The following is a 25,652-nucleotide window of genomic DNA, read 5'->3' as shown; positions in this document are numbered from 1 at the left end:
TCGATACCCTCGACGAGGTCACATACATGAACAACGGAGGTATCCTGCAAACCGTCCTGAGAGACCTCGCAGCTTGAACGGTTTCAGTGCCCCACCCACCGCCATCATCCTCGGGTTTAACCCGAGGATCCATGCGGCACCTGCGGCTGTGGATGGCCGGGTCAAGCCCGACCATGACGGAGGGGAGGTTGGGCGGACTTGATCAACAGTCTCATGCCGGGGTTGCAAACCCCGGCATTTCTATTTTCCGGAGCATTTTTCTCAGCTATGAAGCTCACTCCATCGTGACTTCCTGTTGAAGCGGCAAGCGCGTATGACGGGCTCAAAAGGCTGGCCATTGCCGGCGCTCCACTGGAAATGATCATGCCGAGACCGCATATATCGCACTGTCTGGCGATCCTGCTGATGCTGGGAGCCGGCATTGACGCTGCCCATGCCGGGGAGACCATTCGTCCCAAGGGTGTCGTCGAGCTGTTCACCAGCCAGGGGTGCTCGTCCTGCCCGCCCGCCGACAAGGCGCTGGAGACGCTGGCGCGCGAGGGCGAGGTGGTCGCGCTCTCCTACCATGTCGACTACTGGAACTATCTCGGCTGGGCCGACACGCTCGCCTCCGAGGACAATACCGACCGGCAATATGCCTATGCCCGCATGTTCGGCCGCAACGGCGTCTACACGCCGCAAGCCGTGCTGAACGGCCGCGAGCACATCAACGGCGCCGACATCACCGGCATCCGCTCGCGGATCAGCGCCATGCCCGGCGAGAGCAAGGGCCTCGAAGTGCCTGTCGATGTCGAGGTGAAGAACGACGAACTGCGCATCCGCGTCGGCCCCGGCGAAGGCAAGGCCAACATCGTCATCGCCTATTTCGAGCGCGAGCGCACAATCAACATCGACAAGGGCGAGAACCGCGGCAAGACCGTGAACTACTGGCACGCCGTCACCGACATGGAGACGATCGGCATGTGGGAGGGCAAGGAGACCAACCTGGTCCTGCCTGCCGACATGCTGAAGAAGAAAAAGAAGTCCGGCGGCTGCGCCGTGCTGCTCCAGCGCATGCGCACGGCCGATACGCCCGGCGCCATCCTGGGCGCGACGGTGCTGACCGGCGACAAGGCTACGCGATAACATCCGCATAGGGCGCAGCGCCTGCGGGCTGCCTTGCGGAAACAGCTTGGGAAAAACGAACAACCTGGAGCGCGCAAGCGTTTCAGGGGAGGTCCGGTCCGGCTCCTTCGAGGGGCTTGGGGCTTGAGGGTTCGAAGAAAGACGGACCGGACCTGGACGAAGTCACCGGCAACGGAATACAGGGCGACTTCGACAGACGCCGCCCGTACCGCGCCGGCTTCCCGCACAAGGCAGCGGGCCGGTACAAGCTGCGACCGGCGAACTCTCTCCTGTAATTTGGGCGTCTGTTTGTCTGAATTGCGGCGAGACGGATTTTTGCGAAACCGCCCGGATCGACCAGCCGCCTTGCATTTCGACACCGCTCAGGCACACTGTCATCGAGCCGTCATGCACCAAGCGCGGAGATTCGATGACCGACCAGCCGGATTTGCAGGCTTCCAACGTCGTGGTCGACCTGCTGGACTATCGAAACGGCAGGGATCCGCTGCCGGTGACCTTCCATCGACGCGAGCTCGACGCAATCCTCTGGGTCTACGGCCGCATGGTCGGCGAGGGAGAGTGGCGGGATTATGCCATCGACCATCTGCGCGACAGGGCGGTGTTCTCTGTCTTCAAGCGTTCCGGCGAAATGCCGCTCTACCGCATCGAGAAGAACCCCAAGCTCGCTGCCAAGCAGGGTGCCTACAGCGTCATCAACACGCACGGCACCATCCTGAAGCGCGGCCATGAGCTGAAACAGGTGCTGAAGGTCTTCGACAAGGTGCTCCGTCTCGTCGAGACGTGAAGCCTTACGCCATCGTTCCCGGAAAAACCGCCGCCGACGGCTCGGTTTGCGCACCGTCGCCGAGCGCGCGCTGCATGAAGACCGTGTCGAGCCAGCGCCCGTGCTTGAAGCCGGTTGCCGTCATGTGACCGCTGTGCACGAAACCCGCCGCGCTGTGCACGGCGATGGAGGCGGGGTGCGCCCCACCGATGACCGCCACCATCTGCCGGAAGCCGAGCTCCGTGCAGCGGCGGATCAATTCGGCCAGCAGCGCCTTTCCGACGCCCTTGCCGCGTGCTTCCGGCGCCAGATAGACCGAATCCTCGACCAGCCAGCGATAGGCCGGCCGCGTGCGGAAGGCCGACGCATAGGCATAACCGAGGATGAGGCCGGTCTGCTCCACCGCAACGATGTAGGGATAGCCCCTGTCGGTGATCGCCTTGAATCGAACTTCCATCTCGTCGAGCGACGGCGGGTCGATCTCGTAGCTCGCCACCCCGTTCAGCACGGATTCGCGGTAGATTTCGGTGAAGGCGGAAATATCGCCGAGGGCGGCGGTGCGGATGACGAAGCTCATGGAAGCCTCAAGGTCTCGAAGGCGATTTCAGAAAAAGCGAGCGCCGGTTTTGCGTCCGAAACGGCCTGAAAACAAGAGAAGGATGTGGAATGGAGCGCCCATCCCACATCCTTTCTCGATTTTACGTCCTCACACCGTCGGTCAGGCGCCGTAGACGATCAACAGGTCCTTGGCATCGATCTGGTCGCCGGCGCGCACCAGAACCTCGGAAATCGTGCCGTCCTTTTCCGCATGCAGCGCCGTTTCCATCTTCATCGCCTCGATGGAGAGCAGCACGTCACCGGCCTTGACCGACTGGCCGGCCGAAACCGAGACCGTCGAGATGACGCCGGGCATCGGCGCGCCGAGATGCGCGGCATTGGCGGTATCGGCCTTGCGGCGCACAGCCGAGGTGGCGGCGCGGTTGCGATCCGGCACCTTGATGAGGCGCGGCTGGCCGTTCAGCTCGAAGAACACCTTGACCATGCCCTGCGCGTCCGGCTCGCTCCTCGCCTGGTGCAAGATGACGAGCGACTTGCCCTTCTCGATTTCCGGCTGGAGCTCCTCACCCGGTGCAAGCCCGTAGAAATAGGCCGGCGTCGGCAGCACGCTGACCGGACCATACATGTCGGCGGCCGTTGCGTAGTCGGTGAAGACCTTCGGATACATCAGATACGAGGCGAACTCGAAATCGTCGACCTTGCGCTCCAGCTTGTCTTCGATGGCCTTGCGCTCGGCATCGAGATCGGCGGCCGGCAGCAGCGAGCCGGGCACGGCCGTATAGGCCGCCTCGCCCTTCAGCGCCTTCTTCTGGAGGCCTGCCGGCCAGCCGCCCGGGGGCTGGCCGAGGTCGCCCTTCAGCATGGAGACGACGGAATCCGGGAAGGCGATGTCTTTTGCCGGGTTTTCCACGTCGGCCACGGTGAGATCCTGGCTGACCATCATCAGCGCCATGTCGCCGACCACCTTGGACGACGGCGTCACCTTGACGATGTCGCCGAACATCTGGTTGGCGTCGGCATAGGCCTGGGCGACACGGTGCCACTTGGTCTCGAGGCCGAGCGAGCGCGCCTGTTCCTTGAGATTGGTGAACTGGCCGCCCGGCATCTCGTGCAGGTAGACTTCCGAGGCCGGCCCCTTGAGGTCGCTTTCAAAGGCAGCGTACTGGAAGCGGACGGCCTCCCAATAGAAGGAAATGCGACGGATCCATTCCGGATCAAGGCCCGGATCCCGTTCGGACCCCTTCAACGCCTCGACGATCGAGCCGAGGCAAGGCTGGGACGTGTTGCCGGACAGTGCGTCCATCGCCGCATCCACCACGTCGGCACCGGCTTCGACGGCCGCAAGCACGGTCGCGGCCGCGATACCCGACGTGTCGTGGGTATGGAAATGGATCGGCAGGTCCGTTGCCTCGCGCAGCGCCTTGAAGAGCACGCGCGCGGCCGCCGGCTTCAGGAGACCGGCCATGTCCTTGACCGCGATCATATGAGCGCCGGCCTTTTCGAGATCACTCGCAAGGGCCGTGTAGTATTTCAGGTCGTATTTCGGGCGGGCGGAATTGAGAAGGTCGCCGGTATAGCAGATCGCCGCCTCGCAGATGCGGCTCTCCTCCGCCACCGCGTCCATCGACACACGCATGTTGTCGACCCAGTTGAGGCAGTCGAAGACGCGGAAAACGTCGATGCCGCCCTTCGCCGCCTGACGGACGAAGTATTTGACGACATTGTCGGGATAGTTCTTGTAGCCGACGCCGTTCGCTCCGCGCAGCAGCATCTGGAGCAGCAGGTTCGGCGCGTCCTCGCGGATGCGGGCGAGGCGATCCCACGGGTCTTCCGTCAGGAAGCGCATGGAGACGTCGAAAGTGGCGCCACCCCAACATTCCAGCGAGAAGAGCTGCGGCAACGCCCGCGCATAGGTACCGGCGACACGCGCGATGTCGTGGGTGCGCATGCGGGTGGCCAGCAGCGACTGATGACCATCGCGCATGGTCGTATCGGTGAGGAAGACCTGGTTCTGCGCGCGCACCCATTCGGCAAACTTCTTCGGCCCGAGCTCGTCGAGCTTCTGCTTGGTGCCGGCAGGGATATCGCCCTCGATGAAGGGCACGACGGGCTTGGCGACATCGGCCGGCGGCTTCGGACGGCCCTTGGCTTCCGGGTGGCCGTTGACGGTGACGTCGGCGAGATAGGTGAGCAGTTTCGTCGCGCGGTCCTGACGCTTCACCTGCTGGAAGAGCTCCGGCGTCGTGTCGATGAAGCGGGTCGTATAGCTGTTGTCACGGAATTTCTCGTGGCCGATGATCGCCTCGAGGAAGGTGAGATTGGTGGCGACACCGCGGATACGGAACTCGCGCAACGCGCGGTCCATGCGGGTGATGGCCTCCAACGGCCCCGGCGCCCAGGCCGTGACCTTGACGAGCAGCGGATCGTAGAAGCGGGTGATGACCGCGCCCGGATAGGCCGTGCCGCCGTCCAGACGGATGCCGAAGCCGGAGGCCGAGCGGTAGCCGGTGATGCGGCCATAGTCGGGAATGAAGTTCTGTTCCGGGTCTTCCGTGGTGATGCGGCACTGCAGCGCATGCCCATTGAGGCGGATGTCTTCCTGCTTGGGAACGCCGGATTCCGGCGTGCCGATCGCCTCGCCGTCGAGGATGTGAATCTGCGCCTTGACGATGTCGATGCCAGTCACGACCTCCGTGACGGTGTGCTCGACCTGGATGCGCGGGTTCACCTCGATGAAGTAGAACTTTCCGGTATCGACATCCATCAGGTACTCGACCGTGCCGGCGCCGACATAGTTGGTCGCCCGGGCGATCTTCAGCGAATAGTCGGCCAGTTCCTGGCGCTGCGTCTGGGAAAGGTAGGGCGCAGGCGCCCGCTCGACGACCTTCTGGTTACGGCGCTGGATGGAGCAGTCACGCTCGAAGAGATGCACGACATTGCCGTGGGTGTCGCCGAGGATCTGGCTTTCGACGTGACGGGCGCGCTCGACGAGCTTTTCAAGATAGACCTCGTCCTTGCCGAAGGCGGCCTTGGCCTCGCGCTTGGCTTCCGTCACCTCGCGGATCAGGTCCTTCGGGTCGCGGATGGCGCGCATACCGCGTCCGCCGCCGCCCCAGGAGGCCTTGAGCATGACGGGATAGCCGATTTCGGCGGCCAGACGGTGGATTTCCGTCTCGTCATCCGGCAGCGGATCGGTGGCGGGCACGACGGGTACGCCGACGGAAATGGCGAGATTGCGCGCCGCGACCTTGTTGCCGAGCTGGCGCATCGTATCGGGCCGCGGGCCGATGAAGGTGATGCCGGCAGCATCGCACGCATCGACGAATTCCGGGCTTTCCGACAGAAGGCCGTAGCCGGGATGGATCGCGTCAGCACCGGAAAGCCTGGCGACGCGGATCACCTCGTTGATCGACAGGTAGCTCTCGATGGGGCCGAGATCCCGCGAAAGATGCGAGCCGCGGCCGATCTGGTAGCTTTCGTCCGCCTTAAAGCGATGCAGCGCCAGTTTGTCCTCTTCCGCCCATATCGCGACCGTTTTGAGCCCCAGTTCATTGGCCGCGCGGAACACGCGAATGGCGATTTCAGAACGGTTGGCGACAAGGATCTTGGAAATGGGCAAGTCGGACTCCTCAATGACTTGGAAGCGGGAAATGCTGCACCCGCGAAGAGAATTATTAGCGGGTAATTTTCAAAGTTCAATTTTGGAGTCGCCATCCGGCGAAAGATTTGCGGCGGAGAGCGCAATTTCTGCAAAGACAGGCCGAGGCCGGCGCAAGGCTCTTGCGCAGATCAATGGGGATACGGCGTTTTCGTAAAGCGCGGTTCGCCACGAAGGCTCAGGAGACGAGCCCCAGCCGGAAGGCAATGGCGATGGCATGGTGCCGGTTGCGCGCACCGAGCTTTTCCTGGATGCCGTTCATGTACCAGTCCACCGTATGGCTGGATATGCCGAGAACACGGCCGATGTCGTGGGAGGTCATGCCTTCGGCAAGCAGGCTGAGCGCCTCCATTTCGCGGCGCGTCAATTCCACATCCACCACCGCCGAAAGACGGGCGGCAGCGTCCGGATCGGCGGCATGGATGAGCTTCCAGTAGAGCCGTCGCGCGATGCTGTCAAACAGCCCGACCTCCACGCTCTCCAGATCGATCGGCTTGCCGCCGAGGCTGAGGCTGCCGAGAAGCCCCCGGCGGCCGTGAACGGGGAAGACGTAGCCATCCTCCAGCCCATTCTGGCGCGCATCCACCATCATGCGCTCCATGCGCTTGCGATGCGGGCTGAGGCGGAAAGCACCGAGCGTGTCGCGCCAGCGGAAACCTGCCTGTGCATGGCCGAGATAACGCACCGTCGGATCGACCTGCATATAGCGCTTGCGCATATAGGTTTCCGGCCAGCCCTTGGGCCAGTGGCCGGCAAGCAAGAGGCTCGGCGGATCTTCCACCGGCTTCGGCGCCTGGAGAAGCCCGTAGTAGTCGAACCCATACAACTTGATGAGACGTTCGAACTCGGCCGTGGTTTCCTCCCGGCCGCGCAACTCGTCGATCAGTGCAAGAAACTGCACCAGCAAGTTGATCTTCATGTGCCCCGCGCTTGAATAGCTTTGTTAAGCAACTGATAAAGCTGAACCCGGCCGCAATCGACCCAAGCGCCCCATTCATTGTCCCCATCTGACAGATGGCAGGAAGGCGGCGGGAAAATCAATCGCTTTGCATGCATGGCAGACCTGAAATCGCATAATCACGCAAGATTTCACCCGAGTCATGAAATTTGCTTGACTGGGAAGAACTTTTGCCTCTTCCGCTGATTAATACGCTGAGCCAAGGGACAGAAGGTGCCAACGCTGCACCGCACAACAGGTATCGCCGGAAAGGCCCGCATTCGTGTCTTTGTTTCAGGTCTATGCAAGAGCCCTCAACTATCTCGGGGTCTACAAGCTCCGCGTCGGCTCGGTCGTCGCCGCCAACATCGTGCTCGCGGTGATCGCCATTGCCGAGCCGATCCTGTTTGGCCGCATCATCGATGCCATTTCCACCAAGGGCGACGTGACGCCCATGCTGCTCCTGTGGGCTGGTTTCGGCCTGTTCAACACGATCGCCTTCGTGCTCGTTGCGCGCGAGGCCGACAGGCTGGCGCATGGCCGGCGGGCGAGCCTGCTGACGGAGGCCTTCGGCCGCATCATCTCCATGCCGCTCGCCTGGCATAGCCAGCGCGGCACCTCCAATGCGCTTCACACCCTGCTGCGCGCCTGCGAAACGCTGTTCGGCCTCTGGCTCGAATTCATGCGTACACACCTTGCCACCGCCGTCGCGCTCGTTCTGCTCATTCCCACGGCGTTTGTGATGGACTACCGCCTCTCGCTGGTGCTCGTCGTGCTCGGCGTGCTCTATGTCATCATCGGCAAGGTCGTGATGAACCGCACCCGCGAGGGCCAGGCTTCGGTCGAAAACCATTATCACACCGTCTTCTCCCATGTGTCGGATTCGATCAGCAACGTCTCGGTCGTGCATAGCTACAACCGAATCGAGGCCGAAACGCGGGAGTTGAAGCGTTTTGCCGAGCGACTGATCAATGCGCAGTATCCGGTGCTCGACTGGTGGGCACTCGCCAGCGCCCTCAACCGCATCGCCTCGACGATCTCGATGATGACGATCCTCGTCATCGGCACGGTGCTCGTGCAGCGGGGCGAGATCAAGGTGGGCGACGTCATAGCCTTCATCGGCTTCGCCGGCCTGCTGATCGGTCGCCTCGACCAGATGAAGGCCTTCGCCACGCAGATCTTCGAAGCGCGTGCCAAGCTGGAAGACTTCTTTTCGCTGGAGGACGCCGTCAAGGAGCGCGAGGAGCCGACCGGCGCGGGCGATCTCGGCGACGTCAAGGGCAAGGTCGAGTACCGCAACATCAGCTTTGACTTCGCCAACGCCACCCAGGGTGTCAACGACGTGTCCTTCACGGTTGAGGCCGGCCAGACCGTCGCCATCGTCGGCCCGACGGGTGCCGGCAAGACGACGCTGGTCAACCTGCTGCAGCGCGTCTACGAGCCGAAGTCCGGCCAGATCCTCATCGACGGTGTCGACATCTCGACGGTGACGCGCAAATCGCTGCGCCGCTCGATCGCCACCGTGTTCCAGGATGCGGGCCTGCTCAACCGCTCGATCTCCGACAATATCCGCCTCGGGCGCGAAGGCGCCACACAGGAAGAAATCGAGGCGGCGGCGGCGGCGGCGGCGGCAGGCGATTTCATCACCTCACGCCAGAGCGGCTACGAGACCCATGTCGGCGAGCGCGGAAACCGCCTTTCGGGTGGCGAGCGCCAGCGCATCGCGATTGCCCGTGCAATCCTGAAGAACGCACCGATCCTCGTGCTCGACGAGGCGACCAGTGCGCTCGACGTAGAGACGGAGGCGCGCGTCAAGGCGGCCATCGATTCCCTGCGCCGCAACCGCACGACCTTCATCATCGCGCACCGCCTGTCGACGGTCCGCGAAGCCGATCTCGTCGTCTTCATGGATCACGGCAAGATCGCCGAAATGGGGACGTTCGACGACCTCAGCCAGAGCAACGGCCGCTTCGCCGCCCTGCTGCGCGCCAGCGGCATCCTGACGGATGACGACGTGCGCAAGAGCCACACGGCCGCCTGAACCGCCGTCATCGCTTCGGCGTATCGCTTTTGACCGGCAGGGCCTTCAGGCCCTGCCGTTTCGCATTCTGGGCGATGACGGCGGTCTGCCAGTCGAGGTACCGCGCATAGGCGAAATGCAACGCAATGCCGACGATGGCATAGAGCGTGCCGAGGATCGGGTTCTTGCCCGTGACGAACATCATCACCTGCCCCACCATGGCGAGGATCGTGCCGAAAATGAAGACGGCGAGCGAATGCCGTCCGACCGCGACAAGCGGGTGGGAGAGCGGCAGCGCCGCCCAGTTCGAGAGGGCGGGGATGACCGCCAACAGATAGGCCCCTGCCAGCACATGGAGAAGGCGGGTCGTCGACAGAAAGGTCTTGTCGAAGCCGGTGAGCACGGCAGGCAAGCCATAGGAAAAGTCGATGTTCCACCAGGAGAACACGACCCAGACGAACGAGACGGCAAGATAGGTCGCCGAGAGCGCCATCAGGACCGGATTGCGCGAAAAACCCTTCTTCTTCGCGCGCAGCACACCGACAAAACCGATGACGAAGAGGAACTGCCAGGACAGCGGATTGAGGAACCAGTAGCCGTCGTCGAGAAAATTCGACGGCGCGATCTGCCAGATGCCCGCACAGAGCCAGAGCGTGCCGGAGACGGCGAGCAACAGGTAGGCGCTGCGCTGGTAGAGCCAGAGAAATCCCGGCAGCATCAGGAAGACCACGGCATACATGGAGAGGATGTTGTTGTAGCCGAACTGGTGGCCGAGCAGCACCATGCTGACGACGCCCTGCTCCGTGCGGTCGACGACGGCACGCAGGTTGATCTCCGACAGGAGATCCGGCCGGCTGAACCACAGCGCCCCGCCGGCAAAGATGGCGAAAGTGATGACGCTCATCATGATATGGGCGACATAGAGCGTGAAGGCCCGGCGCAAGATGCGCAGCGTCACCGCCAGCCGTTCGCCGATGGCGAAGCGCGATCCATAGGCAAGGCCGACCGACATGCCCGATATCAGCACGAAGGCTTCCGCCGAATCGGAAAAGCCGAAATTCTTGTGCGTCAGGTGCTCCAGATACTGGCCGGGAACGTGATTGACGAAGATCGTCAGGAGGGCGAGGGCCCTGAAAACGTCGAGGCGCGTGTCGCGTTGCCGCGGCACGACGCCCGTCGGTCCTTGTCTGTCTGTCATGATACTCTGATCCACATGGCGTGAATCAGAGCAAATAACCCTCCTTTGAAGATTTGATGACAGAGCCGTTCACAGTTGTTTGCCATCCCCCGTCACCGCCACGCTCGACGCGGATCGACAGTTTCCTGCCGTCAAGGTCGAGCGTCGCCTCATAGCCGTCCCACGAGGCCGGCAGCACCGGATTGACGAAAAGGCGGCCACCTTCCTTGCGGATACCCAGAATGCCTTCCACCGCGGCGCGGTAGAGCCAGCCGGCCGAGCCCGTATACCAGGTCCAGCCGCCACGCCCGGTGCGCTCACCTTCGCCGTAGACGTCGGCGGCGACGACGTAGGGTTCCACGCGATAGAGTTCGGTGGCTTCGGGTGTCAGCGCGTGGTTGACGGGATTGAGGATGTTGAAGCAGGCCCAGGCATCCTCCGCCCGGCCGAGGCGGGCAAGCGCCAGCACGACCCAGGTCGAGGCATGGGTATACTGCCCACCATTTTCCCGCACGCCCGGCGGATAGGCCTTGATGTAGCCCGGATCCTGCGGCGTCTCGACAAAGGGCGGCGTGAACAGGCGGATGATTCCGTTCTCGCGGTCAACCAGCTCGGCCATGACTGCATCCATCGCCTGCCGCGAACGCGCCACATCACCGACACCGGACAGGACGCTCCAGCTCTGCGCGATGGAATCGATCCGGCATTCGGCGCTTTCGGCCGAACCGAGCGGCGTGCCGTCATCGAAGTAGCCGCGGCGGTAGTAGCCTCCGTCCCAGCCCGTGGTTTCCAGCACGACCTTGAGGCGGCCGAGATGCTCCTGCCACTGGTCCGCGCGCGGTTGGTCGCCACGCTCGCGGGCGACCGGAATGAAGCCCGAGAGCGTGCCGGCCAGGAACCAGCCGAGCCAGACGCTCGTGCCCCGGCCCGCCTCGCCGACGCGGTTCATGCCGTCGTTCCAGTCACCGCCGAGGATGAGCGGCAAGCCGTTCTCTCCGGTGCGACGAAGCGCAAGATCGAGCGCACGGGCGCAATGTTCGTAGAGGGATGCCTCTTCCCCCGAGCGTTCCGGCGTGTAGAAGGCATCGTGCTGGCCCTCGGCGAGCGGAGCGCCCTGGATGAAGGCCAGCGTCTCATCGAGAATCCCGCGGTCGCCGGTGGTGCGGCAGTAATACTCCACCGCATGGGCGAGCCACACCACGTCGTCGGAAATCATGGTGCGCACACCGGCACCGCTGTCGGGCAGCCACCAGTGCTGCACGTCACCTTCGACGAACTGGCGCGCTGCCGCATTGAGGATCTGGCGGCGGGCCAATTCCGGCCGGTGAAGCACAAAGGCCAGCGTATCCTGCAGCTGGTCGCGGAAGCCGTAGGCACCGCTCGCCTGATAGAAGGCCGACCGGGCCTGGATACGGCAACCGAGCGCCTGATAGGGCAGCCAGTCGTTGACCATCCGGTCGAGCGCCGCATCCGGCGTCTTGACCTGCAGCGTTCCGGTGAAATCGCTCCAGTAGGCGCGGACGGTGGCCATGACCGCGTCGAAATCAGCCGAGCGGCTCTTTTCGGCAAGCGCCCTGGCACCGTCGGCGTCGGCCGTATCGCCGAGCACGAAGAGCAGTTCACGCTTCTCGCCAGGCTTCAGCACGATCTCGACCGCGAGCGCCGCGCAGGGATCGCCAATGCCCTCGGCCGAACCCGACAGCGCCTGCCCCGCCACGACCGCACCCGGCAGCACGATATCGCCGCCACGGCCGATGAACTCGCGACGCTTGGCGGTGAAGCCTGCGACCGGCGCATCGACGGCAAAGAAGCTGGTTCTTCCCGCAAAATCGAAGCTGTAGGGATTGGTGGCAAAGAGCGCACCGCTCTCCTCGTCCTGACTGGTCAGGACAAAAGGCGCGGTCTTCGCCGGGTTGTTGCCGAGCACCCATTCGACATAGCCATAGACCGTCAGGCTGCGCTCTGTCTCACCGGTGTTCTTGAGGGCGAGACGGGAATATTTGACCGGCTCTTCCGGATCGACCGTCTGCACGAGATCGAGTTCGATACCGTCCTCCCAGCTGCGGAAGGCGGAATAGCCGAGGCCATGCCAGGTTTCGAACTTGACCGACTTCTTGCGCGACAGGGCGGCAAACGGCGTGGTGACCGTACCGCGGTCGTTGTCCCGTATGTAGAAAGCCTCGCCCGGGCGGTTGATGACAGGATCGTTCGTCCAGTGCGTCAGCTGGAAATCGCGCGAATTGCGGCTCCAGGTGTAGCTCGCGCCTTCCGCAGAAACATGGAAGCCGAAATGCTGGTTGGCGATGACGTTGATCCACGGTTGAGGCGTCGCCTCGCCGCCGCGAAGGCGCACGGCATATTCCCGGCGCTCCTCGTTGAAGCCGCCGAAACCGTTCCAGAAGGTCAGGCCCTTGCCGTCGATCTCCACCGGTTCATCGGCGACCGGGGCGGGCAGTTTCGGCACCGGCGCCGGCGTTGCTTCCGCCTTCGCCTCTTCCTCGCCGCGCGGTGTCGAGAAGAGGGAGACCGTGCGGGCGATCTGGTCGGAAAGCGTGCCGTTGCGGGCGTGGAAGACGGCGCGGGCCGTCGCCAGCAGCGCCTGCCAGGTGGTGACGTCCATCAGGTCGCGGCGCACCGTGAAGACATGCTGGCGCGCACCGTCGGACTGGCTGCGGATGCGCAGGTTCTCGCACATATGGTCGAGCGTGTGCTGCATGTCCTGCGCATAGGAGGCGGCGCGCTCGTTGAGGATGACGAGATCCGCGACAACGCCGCGATGACGCAGGTAATCCTGCGCGCGCAGCGCCTCGCGGGCGACTTCCACGTCGATCTCGTCGTTGATGCGCAGCACGAAGATCGGGAAGTCGCCTGATATCGCCAGCGGCCAGAGCGCCGACTGGGCGGTGAGGCCGTTCTCGATCGTGCCGGTATCGGCCCTGAGATGCATGTCCGGATAGGTGAGGTAGCGGCCGAGCATCTGGAAGCTCGCCGCTTCCTGAGAGGTGACGCCGACATGGCGCATATGCACCTGCGAGCGCGTCCAGGCATGGATCATTTCGTGGTTGAAACTGTCCGGGTGACGGTAGCGGTCGATGGCGGCATCCACCTCCGCGCGGCTCGGGGCCGCAACGGTCCAGAAGATGACCTTGACCTTCTTGCCCGCCGGCACGCGCACCACGCGGCGCAGCGCCATCACCGGATCGAGCGTAAAGCCGTCCGTGCCGGAAAGCTGCGCGCCCGGCTCGAAGGCGGCGGCCGTCGTCAGCGAGCGGCCGCGGCCGATGAAGCGGCGGCGGTCGGTCTCGACCTCGGTGCGGCGCGAGGGACCGGCATTGTCCACGATGAGATGGGCGATGGACATGTCCGGTTCGTTCGGATTGCGCTTCTGCCGCTCGGCACGGATGACGTCGCCGCGCTTGCCGATCTCCGTCTTGATGAACATTTTCGAGAACATCGGATGGGCGTTATCGGCCTCGTCCGTCGAGATGACGGGCTCCATATAGGACGTCACTTCGATGAAGCGGTCTTCCGGCCCGGTGTTGAGCAGCGTCAGGCGGCGGCCTTCGGCGTCGTGCTCGGTGGCGACGATGCACTCGACCTCGCTGGTCAGCGTGCCGACGGTCTTGATGAATTCCGCCTTGTCGTCGCCGAACTGGGTTTTCGTGACCTCACCCTCGATGCGCTTCGGCTCAGCGGTAGCGGACCACCACTCATTCGTCGCGGTATCGCGCAGGAAGAGGAAGGAACCCCAGCGGTCCTCGGTCGGATCAGGCTTCCAGCGCGTGACGGACTGGCCGTTCCAGCGCGAATAGCCGGCACCGGTGGCCGTCAGCATGACGGCATAGTGGCCGTTCGACAGGAAGACGGTCTCGCGCTCCTTGGAGAAGGGCTCCTTGATGATGCGGATTTCCGGGCGCAGCAAATCGGCCTGCGTGCTGCCAACGGTTTCCGGCTCGCGCTTGGCGTTGATGACAGGAATGTCGCGCGGCGCCTTTTCCTGCAGCAGCAGTTCAGCCGCCTCGATGACAGGGTCGGCGTGGAAGCGTTCGCGCAGCGCACCGTTGAAGACGACGTTGGCGACGGCGGCGATCGACATGCCGTGATGGTGCGCCATGTAGTTCTTCACCACGGCACAGGTTTTTCCTTCCGGCACGCGGGTCGGCGTAAAGTCGACGGCATCGTGGAAGCCGTAAACACCGAGCGCGCCGAGTTTGCGCAGGCGTTCGAGGTTTTCCAGCGCCGCCGTCGGGGCATATTGCGTCGCCAGCAGCGAGGCATAGGGCGCGATGACGGCATTCTGGCCGAGGCCGCGCTTCAGGCCGAGCGTCGGCACGCCGAAATTGGTGTACTGGTAGGTCAGCTCGTGGTCGCGGGCGTTGAAGGCCGCTTCCGAAATGCCCCAGGGCGTGCCGAGACGGCGGCCGTGGTTCATCTGCTCGACGACGACGAGATTGTTCGTCTGGTTCAGGATGCCGCCCTGGCGCTCCTGCATGACGAGCGGCGGCATCAGGTATTCGAACATCGAGCCGGACCAGGAGACCAGCGCCCCACGCGAGCCGACCGGCACGACCGGACGGCCGAGCTTGTACCAGTGCTCGGTGGGAAGGTCCCCCTTGGCGATGGCGAAGAGGCTGGTGAGGCGCGCTTCGGAAGCGAGCAGGTCGTAGCAGGCCTCGTCGAGTTCGTTGGTCTCGACGCGGTAGCCGATCGACAACAGGCGGCGCTCCGGCCGGAAGAGGAAGCCGAAATCCATCGTGAAGGCGATGTCGCGCGAGCGGTCGCGCAGCACGATGAGGCGTTCGCGCAGGCCCTCGATGCTGCCGAGGTCGAAAACGCTGTCGGCGATATGCGCCTCGCAGGTCGAGACCAGCGCGCCGGCCCATTTGGCAAGCTCGCCGCTCTCAGCCGATTTGATCTCGTGGTCGAGGTTGACGATCAGCTTGTTGACGTCGCGCGCCAGCACCGAGAGGTTGATGACGCGGATGGAGGCGAACTCATGCTCGCGCTTGACTGCGGCAAGCGCATTCTGGAAGCCGGCGATACGCTCCTCGATGAGGCGACGCAGCGGACGCACGGTCTTCCGGTCATCCGGCAGGTCCTTCAGCGTCTCGGAGAGGATCGAGGCAACGTCGCCGATGCCGTCAAGGCTGCCCTGGAGATGCGCCGAGGGGGCTTCGGCCCATTCGCGGCACATAGAGGAGATGGCGATGAGGTGACCCGCGAGGTTGCCGCTGTCGACCGCCGAAACGTAGCGCGGTCCCAGGGTTTCCAGCGTGTTGGTGCGATACCAGTTGTAGAGGTGGCCGCGATATTTCGGCATGCCGTCGATCGTGGCGATCGTCTGTTCAAGGCGGCGGACCGTTTCCTCGAAGCTGATCCAGCCAAAATCGCGCGCGGAGATGACCGAGAGCAGATAGACGCCGATATTGGTCGGCGAGGTGCGCTCGGCGAGCACCGGTTGCGGCGTCTCCTGGAAATTGTCCGGCGGCAGGTAGTGCTGTTCGGCCGTGACGAACTCTTCGAAGTAGCGCCAGGTGCGACGGGCGATCTTGCGCAGCTCCGTTGCAACATAATCGGAAACGACGAGCTGGTCCTCGGTCTCGGCTGTCTGGCTGACATACCAGGCGATCATGGGCGACAGAGCCCAGACGAGAGCAAAGGGAATGCCGATGTAAGGAAGGCCCGTATCCGAAATCATGGCAAGCGCCACGGAAAGGGCAGCAAGCGCCGGAGCCTGCCACATCGACTTGTAATGGGCGAGAATACCGCCGCGCGCCGCGCTGTCGGCCTGCGCGGCCGTGCGCCATTCCAGCATCAGCTTGCGGCTGACCAGCGTGCGATAGAGCGAACGCACGATGGCATCGGCCATCAGCGCCGCCGAATGGGCGATGAAGACGATACGCAACGCCACCTGTGCGTTGGCCGCCCGGATGTCGGAGATCACGCGATGCACGTGCGCGCGGGCGACAATGTCGTTGCGGCGCGGCATGACGCCTGAAATCAGCGAGAGCGTCGGGGCGACGAAAAGCAGGAAGATCAGCACGAGCTGCCAGATCAGCGCCTGGCGCGGCTCCATGTAGTACCAGCCCATCACGGAGGCGACGAGCCAGCCGATCGGGATGAGGCTGCGGCGCAGGTTGTCGTACATCTTCCAGCGACCGAGCATGGAAATGCCGCTCGACGGGCCGAAAATATACGGCAGCAGCTGCCAGTCGCCGCGCGCCCAGCGATGCTGGCGCGAGGTCTCGACGCCGTAGCGCGTCGGGAAATCCTCGACCAGCTCGACATCCGTCACCAGCGCGCAATGCGCCAAGGAGCCTTCGAGCAGGTCGTGGCTGAGCACCGAGTTTTCCTCGATGCGGCCCTTCACCGCCGCCTCGAAGGCATCGACATGGTAGAGGCCCTTGCCGGTGAACGTGCCTTCGCCGGCGAAATCCTGGTAGACGTCGGACACCGTGAAGACATAGGGGTCGATGCCGCGGTCGGCGGAGAAGATGCGCTGGAAGGTCGAGGCTTCCTTGCCCGTCGTCAGGGACGGCGTGACGCGCGGCTGCAAAATGCTGTAGCCGGCAGTGACTTCGTTCTTTTCCGTGTCGATGACCGGACGGTTGATCGGGTGGTGCAGCTTGCCGACGAGCTTGGTCACCGCATCGCGCATCAGGCGCGTGTCGGAATCGAGCGTCATGACGTATTTCACGTCCGCCGGCACGATGTTGGCGCCCGGCAGGAAGGTCGTGTCGCCGTCACCCCGCAGAAGGAGGTTCAGCTCGTGCAGCTTGCCGCGCTTGCGCTCCCAGCCCATCCAGCACCCCTCGGACGGGTTGAACAGGCGGCGGCGGTGCAGGAGATAGAAGCGCGTGCGGCCGTCATAGGCATAGCGCGCCGAAAGCGTCGCGATCTCGCGCTTGGCATAATCGAGCACGTCGAGATCGGCGGGGGATTCCTCCGCCTGGCTGTCCGCCCAGTCGCTGAGCAGCGAGAAATAGATCTCGCCGCGCGGATTGGCGAGATAGTGGACTTCGAGATTGCGCACCAGTTCGTCGACATGGTCGCGCTTGGAGATCAGACACGGCACGACGACGAGCGTGCGCGCATCCTCGGGAATCCCGTCCTTGAACTCGTAGCCGACAAGGCGCGACGGCGTGACGAAGAAGGTGACAAGCGTGTTGAACAGGCCCGTCGCCCCTTCGGACGCCGGCAGCGCGAAAAGCACCAGCATGATCAGCCATGCGCCGTCGGGAATGTCGAGCTGATCGAGGAAATAATAGACCGCGATCATCGCCAGCAGCGTCAGGATGATATTGGGTCCGGCAATGGCGAACCAGTCGAGCTTGCGGCCGAAACGCACGATGCGCTGGACGATCGACGGCCGGTAGCCGATGCGCTTTTCGAGCAGCTTCCGCTTCTTGCCCACGAGGAAGGCGGCGACATTGGCCTCGTAGTCGAGGTCCTCGACATGCGCCGCGGCATCTTCCGCGGTCATCGCCAGTGCCGTCTCGGTCACCTCAAGCTCGGTCTTGCCGGATCTGCGGGCGAAGCGCTCGATCGTGTTGCGGTACTTGTTGCGCGAGCCGAAATCGAGGTCGCTGTAGTCGGACCCCTGGCGCAGCGCCTCGTCGAGGCGGCTGACGCTTTCGAACCAGACCGGCCACTCGGTATCGTCCACCGAGCGCAGGCTCTTGATGAGTGAACTCATCGTGACGTTGCCGGAGGAGAGGCGGTTGTTCTCCGCGACGATCAGTTCTTCGAGGTCGCTGCCGCGGCTCTCGATCTTGCGCTCCAGCCACTGGATCACCGCGCCGGAGGCCTGGAGGCCGTCGCGCAGGCGATAAAGCAGCTGGATGACGAACGTATTGTCCTCGATGAAGCTTTCCAGCGACTGGAGGTGCGCGATGGACTTTTCCGGATCGTTGAGGCGGATCAGCTCATCGGCCACCTCGTTGGCCTTGAAACGCATCTTGCGCGAACGCTCGACGCGGCTCGAAATGCGGCGGAGGTTTTCAAGCAGCACGAAGCGGATGAAGGAGGGCAGCGCCCAGAGCTCGCCGATCTTCAGCGCGTCGATCTTCTGGAAGCCCTGAACAAAAGCCGTCAGCCCCTCATGCGAGACGCCGCTATGGGTGTGCGCGACATAGAGCCAGGCAAGCGCCAGCGTGCGCGGCATCACCTGCCCTTCGATCTCGATGGTCGGAAGCTGGCGATAGAAGCGGCGCGGAAAATCGCGTCGCACTTCCTGGATCGCCTCTTCGACGACGTAGTAGTTGTCGAGCAGCCATTCGGCCGCCGGCGTGATCTGCGCACCGGCTTCGACATCCTTGGCCGTGGCGCGATAGACGCGGAAGATTTCCTTCTCGTTTTCCTTGTGCCGGGCGCGGAATTCGAAAGGGTGGAAGCCGGGCAGCGCCGCGGTCTTGTCGCGCGCCAGCGCTTCACCGCAATCGGCGAGCTCCTCCAGCGACAGATAGGTGGCGCGGATCGAATCGTTATAATCGATCTGCTTGGCGTCGGCGTCGCGCGAAGGGGCTTGCGGCGTATTGTGAAGGGGCATGTTTCTGATTCTGGATCCGGCCATATGGAACCATCCGGCGACGGCCTTTGCGCCGAACGGTTTTTTGCGGGCAGGTTTCATCTCGGTGCCGCGATCAGCCATGTGACCAAACAGCGCCCGGACGGCGCGATTGGAATGGACATGGCTCAAGCGACACGCTGGTTGGCATCCTGGCCGCGTGGTGCATGAAAACGGCATTTTTTAGCCGTAAGGACAGAGACTTGCAACATGTCAACATGACCGGATGGCGCAGCATCGACCCTCATCTGCGGTTTTGGTGAATCGTGCGCCCCTCGCAGGAGGCGAGCGGACGCAAGGAGCAGGAGAATGGCAAATGGATGCGGCAGGAAAAAGTTCCCGCCCGCCCATCTGGCTGCCCGCCAAGCTGTGTCCAAACCGCCGAACGGAGCCTTGCACCATTGACTCGGTGCCGGCGCCAAGCCAGTTTGACGCCGTCAGGGTCTTCCGAGTCGATTGGCTCGGAGGCTAAGAGGGAAGCCGGTGCGATGCTCCGAAAGGAGCACCAAGACCGGCGCTGCCCCCGCAACTGTGAACGGCGAGCTGCTGTCGCTCCATGCCACTGGTGGATTTCACCGGGAAGGCGAGACAGACGCGATGACCCGCAAGCCAGGAGACCTGCCCTGACAGTCGTAACGTCCATGGGCGGGGTGTCCCAGTGGTGCGCTTGCTTGTCGCCTCCGGGCGAAGTTCCAGCAGCGTGCGTCCGGTCATCCCCCAATTTTCCGATTGGGGAAGAAATGCTTGCCATCACCGACAATGGTTTCGCCGGGAAACCGGAAGCCATCTTCATCTCCTGGCTGCTCTGGCAGCCGCACGGCGCCGACCTTGCCGTCGAGGCGCTGAAGGAGGTCCAGAGACTCTCGCGCTATGAAAAGGTCGATCCCGACATCGCCAGACTGAAGGCGCTGTTCGCCTCCCTGGCCGGGTCGAATCGACCGATGCACTGACCTCTAAGGCATAGAGACATATTGACATAAAGATATCTTTATGTGATTTCCGGTGCAGGATTATTGCACCGGAGGGCTTTGCCGTGGCCGAATCGCACCTGGACACCCTGTTCGGACCTGAACTGCCGCCACGCGATGGGCGCGAGATTCTCGCTGCCCTTCAGGCCGCCGCACGCGAGCGCATCCTGGTGCTCGACGGCGCCATGGGCACGGAAATCCAGACGCTGAAGCTGGTGGAAGAGGATTTCCGCGGCGATCGCTTCGGCGATTGCGCATGTCACCAGCAGGGCAACAATGACCTCCTGACACTGACCCAGCCCGGCGCGATCGAGGACATCCACTATCGCTACGCGCTGGCCGGCGCGGATATTCTCGAAACCAACACCTTCTCCTCCACGACCATCGCCCAGGCCGATTACGGCATGGAGGACATGGTCTATGAACTGAACCGTGACGGCGCCCGCCTTGCCCGCCGCGCCGGCCTCAGGGCCACCGAAAAGGACGGCCGCCGCCGCTTCGTGGCCGGCGCACTCGGCCCGACGAACCGCACGGCCTCCATCTCGCCTGACGTCAACAATCCCGGCTACCGCGCCGTCACCTTCGACGACCTCAAGCGCGCCTATGCCGACCAGCTGCGCGGTCTCATCGACGGCGGCGCCGACATCATCCTGATCGAGACGATCTTCGACACGCTGAACGCCAAGGCGGCGATCTTCGCCACCCGCGAAGTCTTCGAGGAAAAGGGCATCGAGCTGCCCGTCATGATCTCGGGCACGATCACCGACCTCTCGGGCCGCACGCTGTCCGGTCAGACGCCGGAGGCCTTCTGGAACTCGGTACGCCACGCCGATCCCTTCTCCATCGGCCTCAACTGCGCACTCGGTGCCAACGCCATGCGCGCCCGTCTCGCGGAGATCTCCTCCGTCGCGCAAACCTTCGTCTGCGCCTATCCCAATGCCGGCCTGCCGAACGCCTTCGGCAAATATGACGAGACGCCGGAGGAAATGGCCGCCCAGATCGAGGGCTTCATGCGCGATGGCCTCGTCAACATCGTCGGCGGCTGCTGCGGCTCGACACCGGACCATATCCGCGCCATCGCGGCGGCCGCCGCACGCCACGCACCGCGCGCAATCCCCGACATCCCGCGCCACATGCGCCTCTCGGGCCTCGAGCCCTTCACGCTGACCGAGGCTATCCCCTTCGTGAATGTCGGCGAGCGCACCAACGTCACGGGCTCGGCGAAATTCCGCAAGCTGATCACCGCGGGCGACTATGCCGCGGCGCTCGATGTCGCGCGCGACCAGGTGGCGAACGGCGCACAGGTCATCGACATCAACATGGACGAGGGCCTGATCGATTCCGCCAAGGCCATGACGGAATATGTGAACCTCATCGCCGCAGAACCTGACATCGCCCGTGTTCCGCTGATGATCGACAGTTCGAAATGGGAGGTGATCGAGGCAGGCCTGAAATGCGTGCAGGGCAAGCCGCTGGTCAATTCCATCTCGCTGAAGGAGGGCGAAGAGGCCTTCCTTCACCATGCCAAGCTCGTGCGCGCCTATGGCGCCGCCGTCGTCGTCATGGCCTTCGACGAGAAGGGCCAGGCCGACACGAAGGCACGCAAGGTGGAAATCTGTACCCGCGCCTACAAGCTGCTCACCGACGTCGCAGGCCTTGCGCCCGAGGATATCGTCTTCGACCCGAACATCTTCGCCGTCGCGACAGGCATCGAGGAGCACGACAATTACGGCGTCGACTTCATCGAGGCGACGGCAGAGATCACAGCAACACTGCCGCATGCCCACATTTCCGGCGGCGTCTCCAACCTCTCCTTCTCCTTCCGCGGCAACGAGCCTGTGCGCGAGGCGATGCACGCCGTCTTCCTCTACCACGCCATCCAGGCGGGCATGGACATGGGCATCGTCAATGCCGGCCAGCTCGCCGTCTACGACACGATCGAGCCGGACCTGCGCGAGGCCTGCGAGGACGTTGTGCTGAACCGCGTGCCGAAGACCGGCGGCACCGCTACCGAACGCCTTCTGGAGATTGCCGATCGCTTCAAGGGCGCTGCCGGCAAGGAGGCCAAGGAGCGTGATCTCGCCTGGCGTGACTGGCCGGTGGAAAAGCGCCTCGAACACGCGCTCGTCAACGGTATTACCGAATTCGTCGAGATCGATACAGAAGAGGCTCGTCAGAACGCCGAGCGCCCGCTGCACGTCATCGAAGGTCCGCTGATGGCCGGCATGAACGTCGTCGGCGACCTCTTCGGCGCGGGGAAGATGTTCCTGCCGCAGGTGGTGAAATCCGCCCGCGTGATGAAACAGGCCGTCGCCGTGCTGCTGCCCTACATGGAGGCCGAAAAGCTCGCCAATGGCGGCAGCGGCGAGCGCCAGAGCGCCGGCAAGATCCTGATGGCGACCGTCAAGGGCGACGTGCACGATATCGGCAAGAACATCGTCGGCGTCGTGCTCGCCTGCAACAATTACGAGATCATCGACCTCGGCGTCATGGTGCCGGCAACGAAGATTCTTGAGACGGCAAAGGCCGAAAAGGTCGACATCATCGGCCTCTCCGGCCTCATCACCCCCTCGCTCGACGAGATGGTGCATGTCGCCGCCGAAATGGAGCGCGAAGGCTTCGACATCCCCCTCCTCATCGGCGGGGCGACGACGAGCCGCGTGCATACGGCGGTGAAGATCCATCCGCGCTACGACCGCGGCCAGACCGTCTACGTCACCGATGCCAGCCGCGCCGTCGGCGTGGTCGGCAGCCTGCTGTCGGCTGACATGAAACCCGGTTATGTCGAGACGCTGAAGGCTGAATACCGCAAGGTCGCGGATGCCCACGCCCGCAGCGAGGCCGAAAAACAGCGCCTGCCGCTCGCCAAGGCCCGTGAAAATGCCTTCAAGGCTGATTGGTCTGCCTACCGGCCGAAGACGCCGTCCTTCCTCGGCACGCGCGTCTGGCAGGACTGGGACCTCGCGGATCTCGCCCGCTATATCGACTGGACCCCCTTCTTCCAGACCTGGGAGCTGAAGGGTGTCTATCCAAAAATCCTCGACGATGAGAAACAGGGCCCCGCCGCCCGCCAGCTCTTTGCCGATGCGCAGGCGATGCTGGAAAAGATCATCGCCGAAAAATGGTTCACGCCGAAAGCCGTCGTCGGCTTCTGGCCGGCCGGAACCGTGGGCGACGACATCCGCCTCTTCACCGACGAGGCACGAAACAAGGACCTCGCCACCTTCTTCACACTGCGCCAGCAGCTTTCGAAACGCGACGGACGGCCGAATGTCGCCCTTTCCGATTTCGTGGCGCCTGTCGACAGTGGCAAGCCGGATTATCTCGGCGGCTTCGTCGTCACGGCCGGCATCGGGGAGATCGCCATCGCGGAACGTTTCGAGCGGGCGAATGACGACTACAACTCGATCCTCGTCAAGGCGCTGGCCGATCGCTTCGCCGAGGCCTTTGCCGAGCGCATGCATGAGTATGTGCGCAAGGAACTCTGGGCCTATGCGCCGGACGAGACCTTCTCCCCGACCGACCTCATCGGCGAACCCTATGCCGGCATCCGCCCCGCGCCGGGCTATCCCGCCCAGCCGGACCATACGGAGAAGACGGCGCTCTTCCGCCTGCTCGATGCCGAGAAGCAGATCGGTGTCGAACTCACCGAGAGTTTTGCCATGTGGCCCGGCTCCTCCGTCTCCGGCCTCTACATCGCCTCGCCGGAAAGCTACTATTTCGGCGTCGCCAAGGTGGAGCGGGACCAGGTGGAGGACTATGCCCGCCGCAAGGGCATGACCGTCATGGAAGTGGAGCGCTGGCTCGGCCCGGTACTCAACTACGTGCCAGTGACCGCACGGGAAAACGCGGCCTGAGTTTCCTCAGGCCGTCGCAAGGTTCAAGAACACGACCATGCCATAGCTCACGGCGACCAGCACGCCGAGCGACAGGACGACTGCGGCCGTCACCCGCGGGCCGGCCCGCATCACGCGCCTGAGGTCGATGCCGAGGCCGAGGGCGGCCATGGAGAGGATGGTCAGTACGGTCGCAGCGCGCGCCATGCCTTCGGCAAGCCCCGCATCGATCAGGCCGAAACTGCGCGCAGCGAGCATGGCGAGGAAGCCGAGGATGAACCATGGCACCAGCCGGTGCAGCGCCGGGCGACGACCGCTCTCCTTACCTGCTGCAAGCGACAGGAAGAAGATCACCGGCCCCAGCATCAGCACGCGCACGAGCTTGACGAAGGTACCGATCTGGATGCTGAGCGCGGAGACCGGGGCGGTGGCGGCCAGCACCTGCGGCACCGCATAGACCGTCATGCCCGCCATCACGCCGTAGCCCGTCGCCGAAAGGCCGAGCAATGGCACCAGCACCGGCAGCAGCAGCACCGTGACCATGCCGAGAACGGCGGTGAAGGCGATGGAGGAAGCGACGTCCTCCGCATCGGCGCGGATGACCGGCGCCGTCGCGGCGATGGCAGAGTTGCCGCAGATCGAATTGCCGCAGGCAACCAGCAGCGCAACAGAGCGGGAGAGGCCGAGGCCGCGCCCGATGGCATAGCTTGCAAGGAGAACGACGCCCACCACCGCCGCGATCGCCCCGATCAGCAGCCAGCCCATGCCGGCAATTGCCATGGCGTTGACGCCCGCACCGAGAAGCACGATCGCAATTTCAAGGAAGTACTTCGCGGAAAAGGCGATGCCGGGATCGAACACCGCCGGCCGTTTCAGCAGCAGGCGGCAGACGGCACCGATCAGGATCGCCAACACCAACGCCTCGATCCACGCCCCGCCCGACAGGCGCATTTCCAGCCGCTCGGCGAGCACGGCGAGGCCCGACACGAAGCCTGAGAGCAATACCCCGGGCAAAAGTACACGAATTCCAACGAATGATGATTTATTAGGCGAATTTTCCATGTGCGGACGATGCGCTTGAAAACCTGTTCGATCCATCGGTAAATATCGGACATTTCATTCGACTGGATCGAACAGATGATGACGCTGGAACAACTCCGTATCTTCGTCGCCGTGGCGGAACGGGAGCACCTGACGAGGGCCGCGGAGGCACTGAACCTCACGCCCTCGGCCGTCAGCTCGGCCATCCGCGTGCTGGAGGAGCGCTACGGCATCGCGCTGTTCCATCGTACGGGGCGGCGGATCGAGTTGACCGAGACGGGTGAGGCCTTCCTGCCGGAGGCGAAAGCCACGCTGGCGCGGGCGGGCAGTGCAGACCTCTTCCTCACCGAGATCGGCGGCCTGAAACGCGGCACGCTGACGCTTGCCGCCAGCCAGACCGTCGCAGGCTACTGGCTGCCGCCGCGTCTCATGCATTTCCGCAAGACCTATCCGGCGATCGACATCCGCTTGACCGGAGGCAACACCGACGAAGCTGCCGAAGCGGTTCTCGACGGGCGGGCGGAACTCGGTTTCGTCGAAGGCGAGATCGCCCACCCTGCCCTCGTCCAGCGCGTGGTGGCGCGCGACCGGGTCGTCATCGTCGCGCCGTCGGGCCATCCGCTCGCCGGCAAGCCCGATATCGATGCGAACGACCTGGCCGCCGCCCGCTGGGTGCTGCGCGAACCAGGCTCGGGCACGCGGCGTGCCCTGACGGCGGCGCTGCCCGAGGAGGCGCTCGACATCGCGCTCTCCCTGCCTTCCAACGAGGCCGTGCGCAGCGCCGTTCTCGTCGGCCAGACGCTGACGGCGGTCTCCGAATTCGTCGTAGAGGACGACCTTGCCGCCGGCCGGATGGCCCGCATCGCCTTCGAACTGCCGGAACGCGCCTTCCGCCTGCTCCGCCACAAGGAGCGCTATCGCTCCCGGGCCTCGCTCGCCTTCGAGGCCGAGCTGGTCTAGATCATTTCCGCTTTTCTTCGAAACGCGAAACCGCCGTACATTT

General features: G+C 63.9%; 12 protein-coding genes and 1 riboswitch. Of the genes, 6 read left to right on the top strand and 6 right to left on the bottom strand.

The genetic code is table 11. From position 1 onward, the window contains the following. Window positions 1-405: 405 nt before the first annotated feature. Both EXZ48_RS21755 and EXZ48_RS21750 read left to right on the top strand, forming a co-directional pair. Entirely contained in the window at window positions 406-1,125 is a 720-nt protein-coding gene (locus tag EXZ48_RS21755) for a thioredoxin family protein (protein WP_245462254.1), read from the top strand. Window positions 1,126-1,534: 409 nt separating this feature from the next. Beyond that, complete coding sequence (locus EXZ48_RS21750) at window positions 1,535-1,909, top strand: DUF2794 domain-containing protein (RefSeq protein WP_023516198.1); 375 nt, start codon at window positions 1,535-1,537, stop codon at window positions 1,907-1,909. Between the two features lie 4 nt (window positions 1,910-1,913). Here the strand turns inward: EXZ48_RS21750 and EXZ48_RS21745 are convergent, their stop codons facing one another. From EXZ48_RS21745 to EXZ48_RS21735, 3 genes are all read right to left on the bottom strand, one after another. Next, entirely contained in the window at window positions 1,914-2,465 is a 552-nt protein-coding gene (locus EXZ48_RS21745) for a GNAT family N-acetyltransferase (protein ID WP_023516199.1), read from the bottom strand. A 141-nt stretch (window positions 2,466-2,606) separates the two neighbouring features. Beyond that, on the bottom strand, window positions 2,607-6,065 hold the full coding sequence (pyc, locus tag EXZ48_RS21740) for a pyruvate carboxylase (RefSeq protein WP_130518180.1): 3,459 nt from the start codon (window positions 6,063-6,065) through the stop codon (window positions 2,607-2,609). Window positions 6,066-6,282: 217 nt separating this feature from the next. Next, window positions 6,283-7,023 (bottom strand): LuxR family transcriptional regulator, encoded by a 741-nt coding sequence (locus tag EXZ48_RS21735; RefSeq protein ID WP_023516201.1) that lies wholly within the window; start codon window positions 7,021-7,023, stop codon window positions 6,283-6,285. 301 nt (window positions 7,024-7,324) lie between these two features. Here EXZ48_RS21735 and EXZ48_RS21730 point away from each other — a divergent pair, with 301 nt between their 5' ends. Continuing rightward, entirely contained in the window at window positions 7,325-9,082 is a 1,758-nt protein-coding gene (locus EXZ48_RS21730; protein ID WP_130518178.1) for a glucan ABC transporter ATP-binding protein/ permease, read from the top strand. A 7-nt stretch (window positions 9,083-9,089) separates the two neighbouring features. On the opposite strand, the gene EXZ48_RS21725 is transcribed toward EXZ48_RS21730, so the two are convergent. After that, window positions 9,090-10,259, bottom strand: a complete 1,170-nt coding sequence (locus tag EXZ48_RS21725; RefSeq protein ID WP_130518176.1) for an OpgC family protein — start codon at window positions 10,257-10,259, stop codon at window positions 9,090-9,092. Between the two features lie 25 nt (window positions 10,260-10,284). After that, complete coding sequence (locus tag EXZ48_RS21720; RefSeq protein WP_130518174.1) at window positions 10,285-18,786, bottom strand: GH36-type glycosyl hydrolase domain-containing protein; 8,502 nt, start codon at window positions 18,784-18,786, stop codon at window positions 10,285-10,287. A 441-nt stretch (window positions 18,787-19,227) separates the two neighbouring features. Further along, a riboswitch (cobalamin riboswitch) is annotated at window positions 19,228-19,445 on the top strand. Between the two features lie 99 nt (window positions 19,446-19,544). Between EXZ48_RS21720 and EXZ48_RS21715 the strand changes: the two genes are divergently transcribed. Both EXZ48_RS21715 and metH read left to right on the top strand, forming a co-directional pair. After that, on the top strand, window positions 19,545-19,754 hold the full coding sequence (locus EXZ48_RS21715; protein WP_130518172.1) for a hypothetical protein: 210 nt from the start codon (window positions 19,545-19,547) through the stop codon (window positions 19,752-19,754). An 83-nt stretch (window positions 19,755-19,837) separates the two neighbouring features. Then, the gene (gene metH, locus EXZ48_RS21710; RefSeq protein ID WP_130518170.1) at window positions 19,838-23,629 is read left to right on the top strand and encodes a methionine synthase; all 3,792 of its coding nucleotides are present in this window, start codon (window positions 19,838-19,840) and stop codon (window positions 23,627-23,629) included. A gap of 6 nt (window positions 23,630-23,635) precedes the next feature. On the opposite strand, the gene EXZ48_RS21705 is transcribed toward metH, so the two are convergent. After that, complete coding sequence (locus EXZ48_RS21705; protein ID WP_130518168.1) at window positions 23,636-24,670, bottom strand: YeiH family protein; 1,035 nt, start codon at window positions 24,668-24,670, stop codon at window positions 23,636-23,638. A 78-nt stretch (window positions 24,671-24,748) separates the two neighbouring features. Here EXZ48_RS21705 and EXZ48_RS21700 point away from each other — a divergent pair, with 78 nt between their 5' ends. Then, window positions 24,749-25,609 carry a LysR family transcriptional regulator gene (locus EXZ48_RS21700; RefSeq protein ID WP_130518192.1) on the top strand — a complete coding sequence of 287 codons (861 nt, stop codon included), beginning with the start codon at window positions 24,749-24,751 and terminating at the stop codon, window positions 25,607-25,609. Window positions 25,610-25,652 lie beyond the last annotated feature (43 nt).

The sequence above is a fragment of the Shinella sp. JR1-6 genome (assembly GCF_004284735.1).
GTDB lineage: Bacteria > Pseudomonadota > Alphaproteobacteria > Rhizobiales > Rhizobiaceae > Shinella.
The sequence above is the reverse complement of the archived record's forward strand: the minus strand, read 5'-3'. Positions and strand labels throughout refer to the sequence as shown.

What these genes read in the sequence shown, in the direction of transcription:
- EXZ48_RS21755 (WP_245462254.1), top strand. Translation starts at nt 406, where the DNA reads ATGCTGGGAGCCGGCATTGACGCTGCCCATGCCGGGGAGACCATTCGT.
- EXZ48_RS21750 (WP_023516198.1), top strand. Translation starts at nt 1,535, where the DNA reads ATGACCGACCAGCCGGATTTGCAGGCTTCCAACGTCGTGGTCGACCTG.
- EXZ48_RS21745 (WP_023516199.1), bottom strand. Translation starts at nt 2,465, where the DNA reads ATGAGCTTCGTCATCCGCACCGCCGCCCTCGGCGATATTTCCGCCTTC.
- EXZ48_RS21735 (WP_023516201.1), bottom strand. Translation starts at nt 7,023, where the DNA reads ATGAAGATCAACTTGCTGGTGCAGTTTCTTGCACTGATCGACGAGTTG.
- EXZ48_RS21725 (WP_130518176.1), bottom strand. Translation starts at nt 10,259, where the DNA reads ATGACAGACAGACAAGGACCGACGGGCGTCGTGCCGCGGCAACGCGAC.
- EXZ48_RS21720 (WP_130518174.1), bottom strand. Translation starts at nt 18,786, where the DNA reads ATGCCCCTTCACAATACGCCGCAAGCCCCTTCGCGCGACGCCGACGCC.
- EXZ48_RS21715 (WP_130518172.1), top strand. Translation starts at nt 19,545, where the DNA reads ATGCTTGCCATCACCGACAATGGTTTCGCCGGGAAACCGGAAGCCATC.
- EXZ48_RS21705 (WP_130518168.1), bottom strand. Translation starts at nt 24,670, where the DNA reads ATGGAAAATTCGCCTAATAAATCATCATTCGTTGGAATTCGTGTACTT.
- EXZ48_RS21700 (WP_130518192.1), top strand. Translation starts at nt 24,749, where the DNA reads ATGACGCTGGAACAACTCCGTATCTTCGTCGCCGTGGCGGAACGGGAG.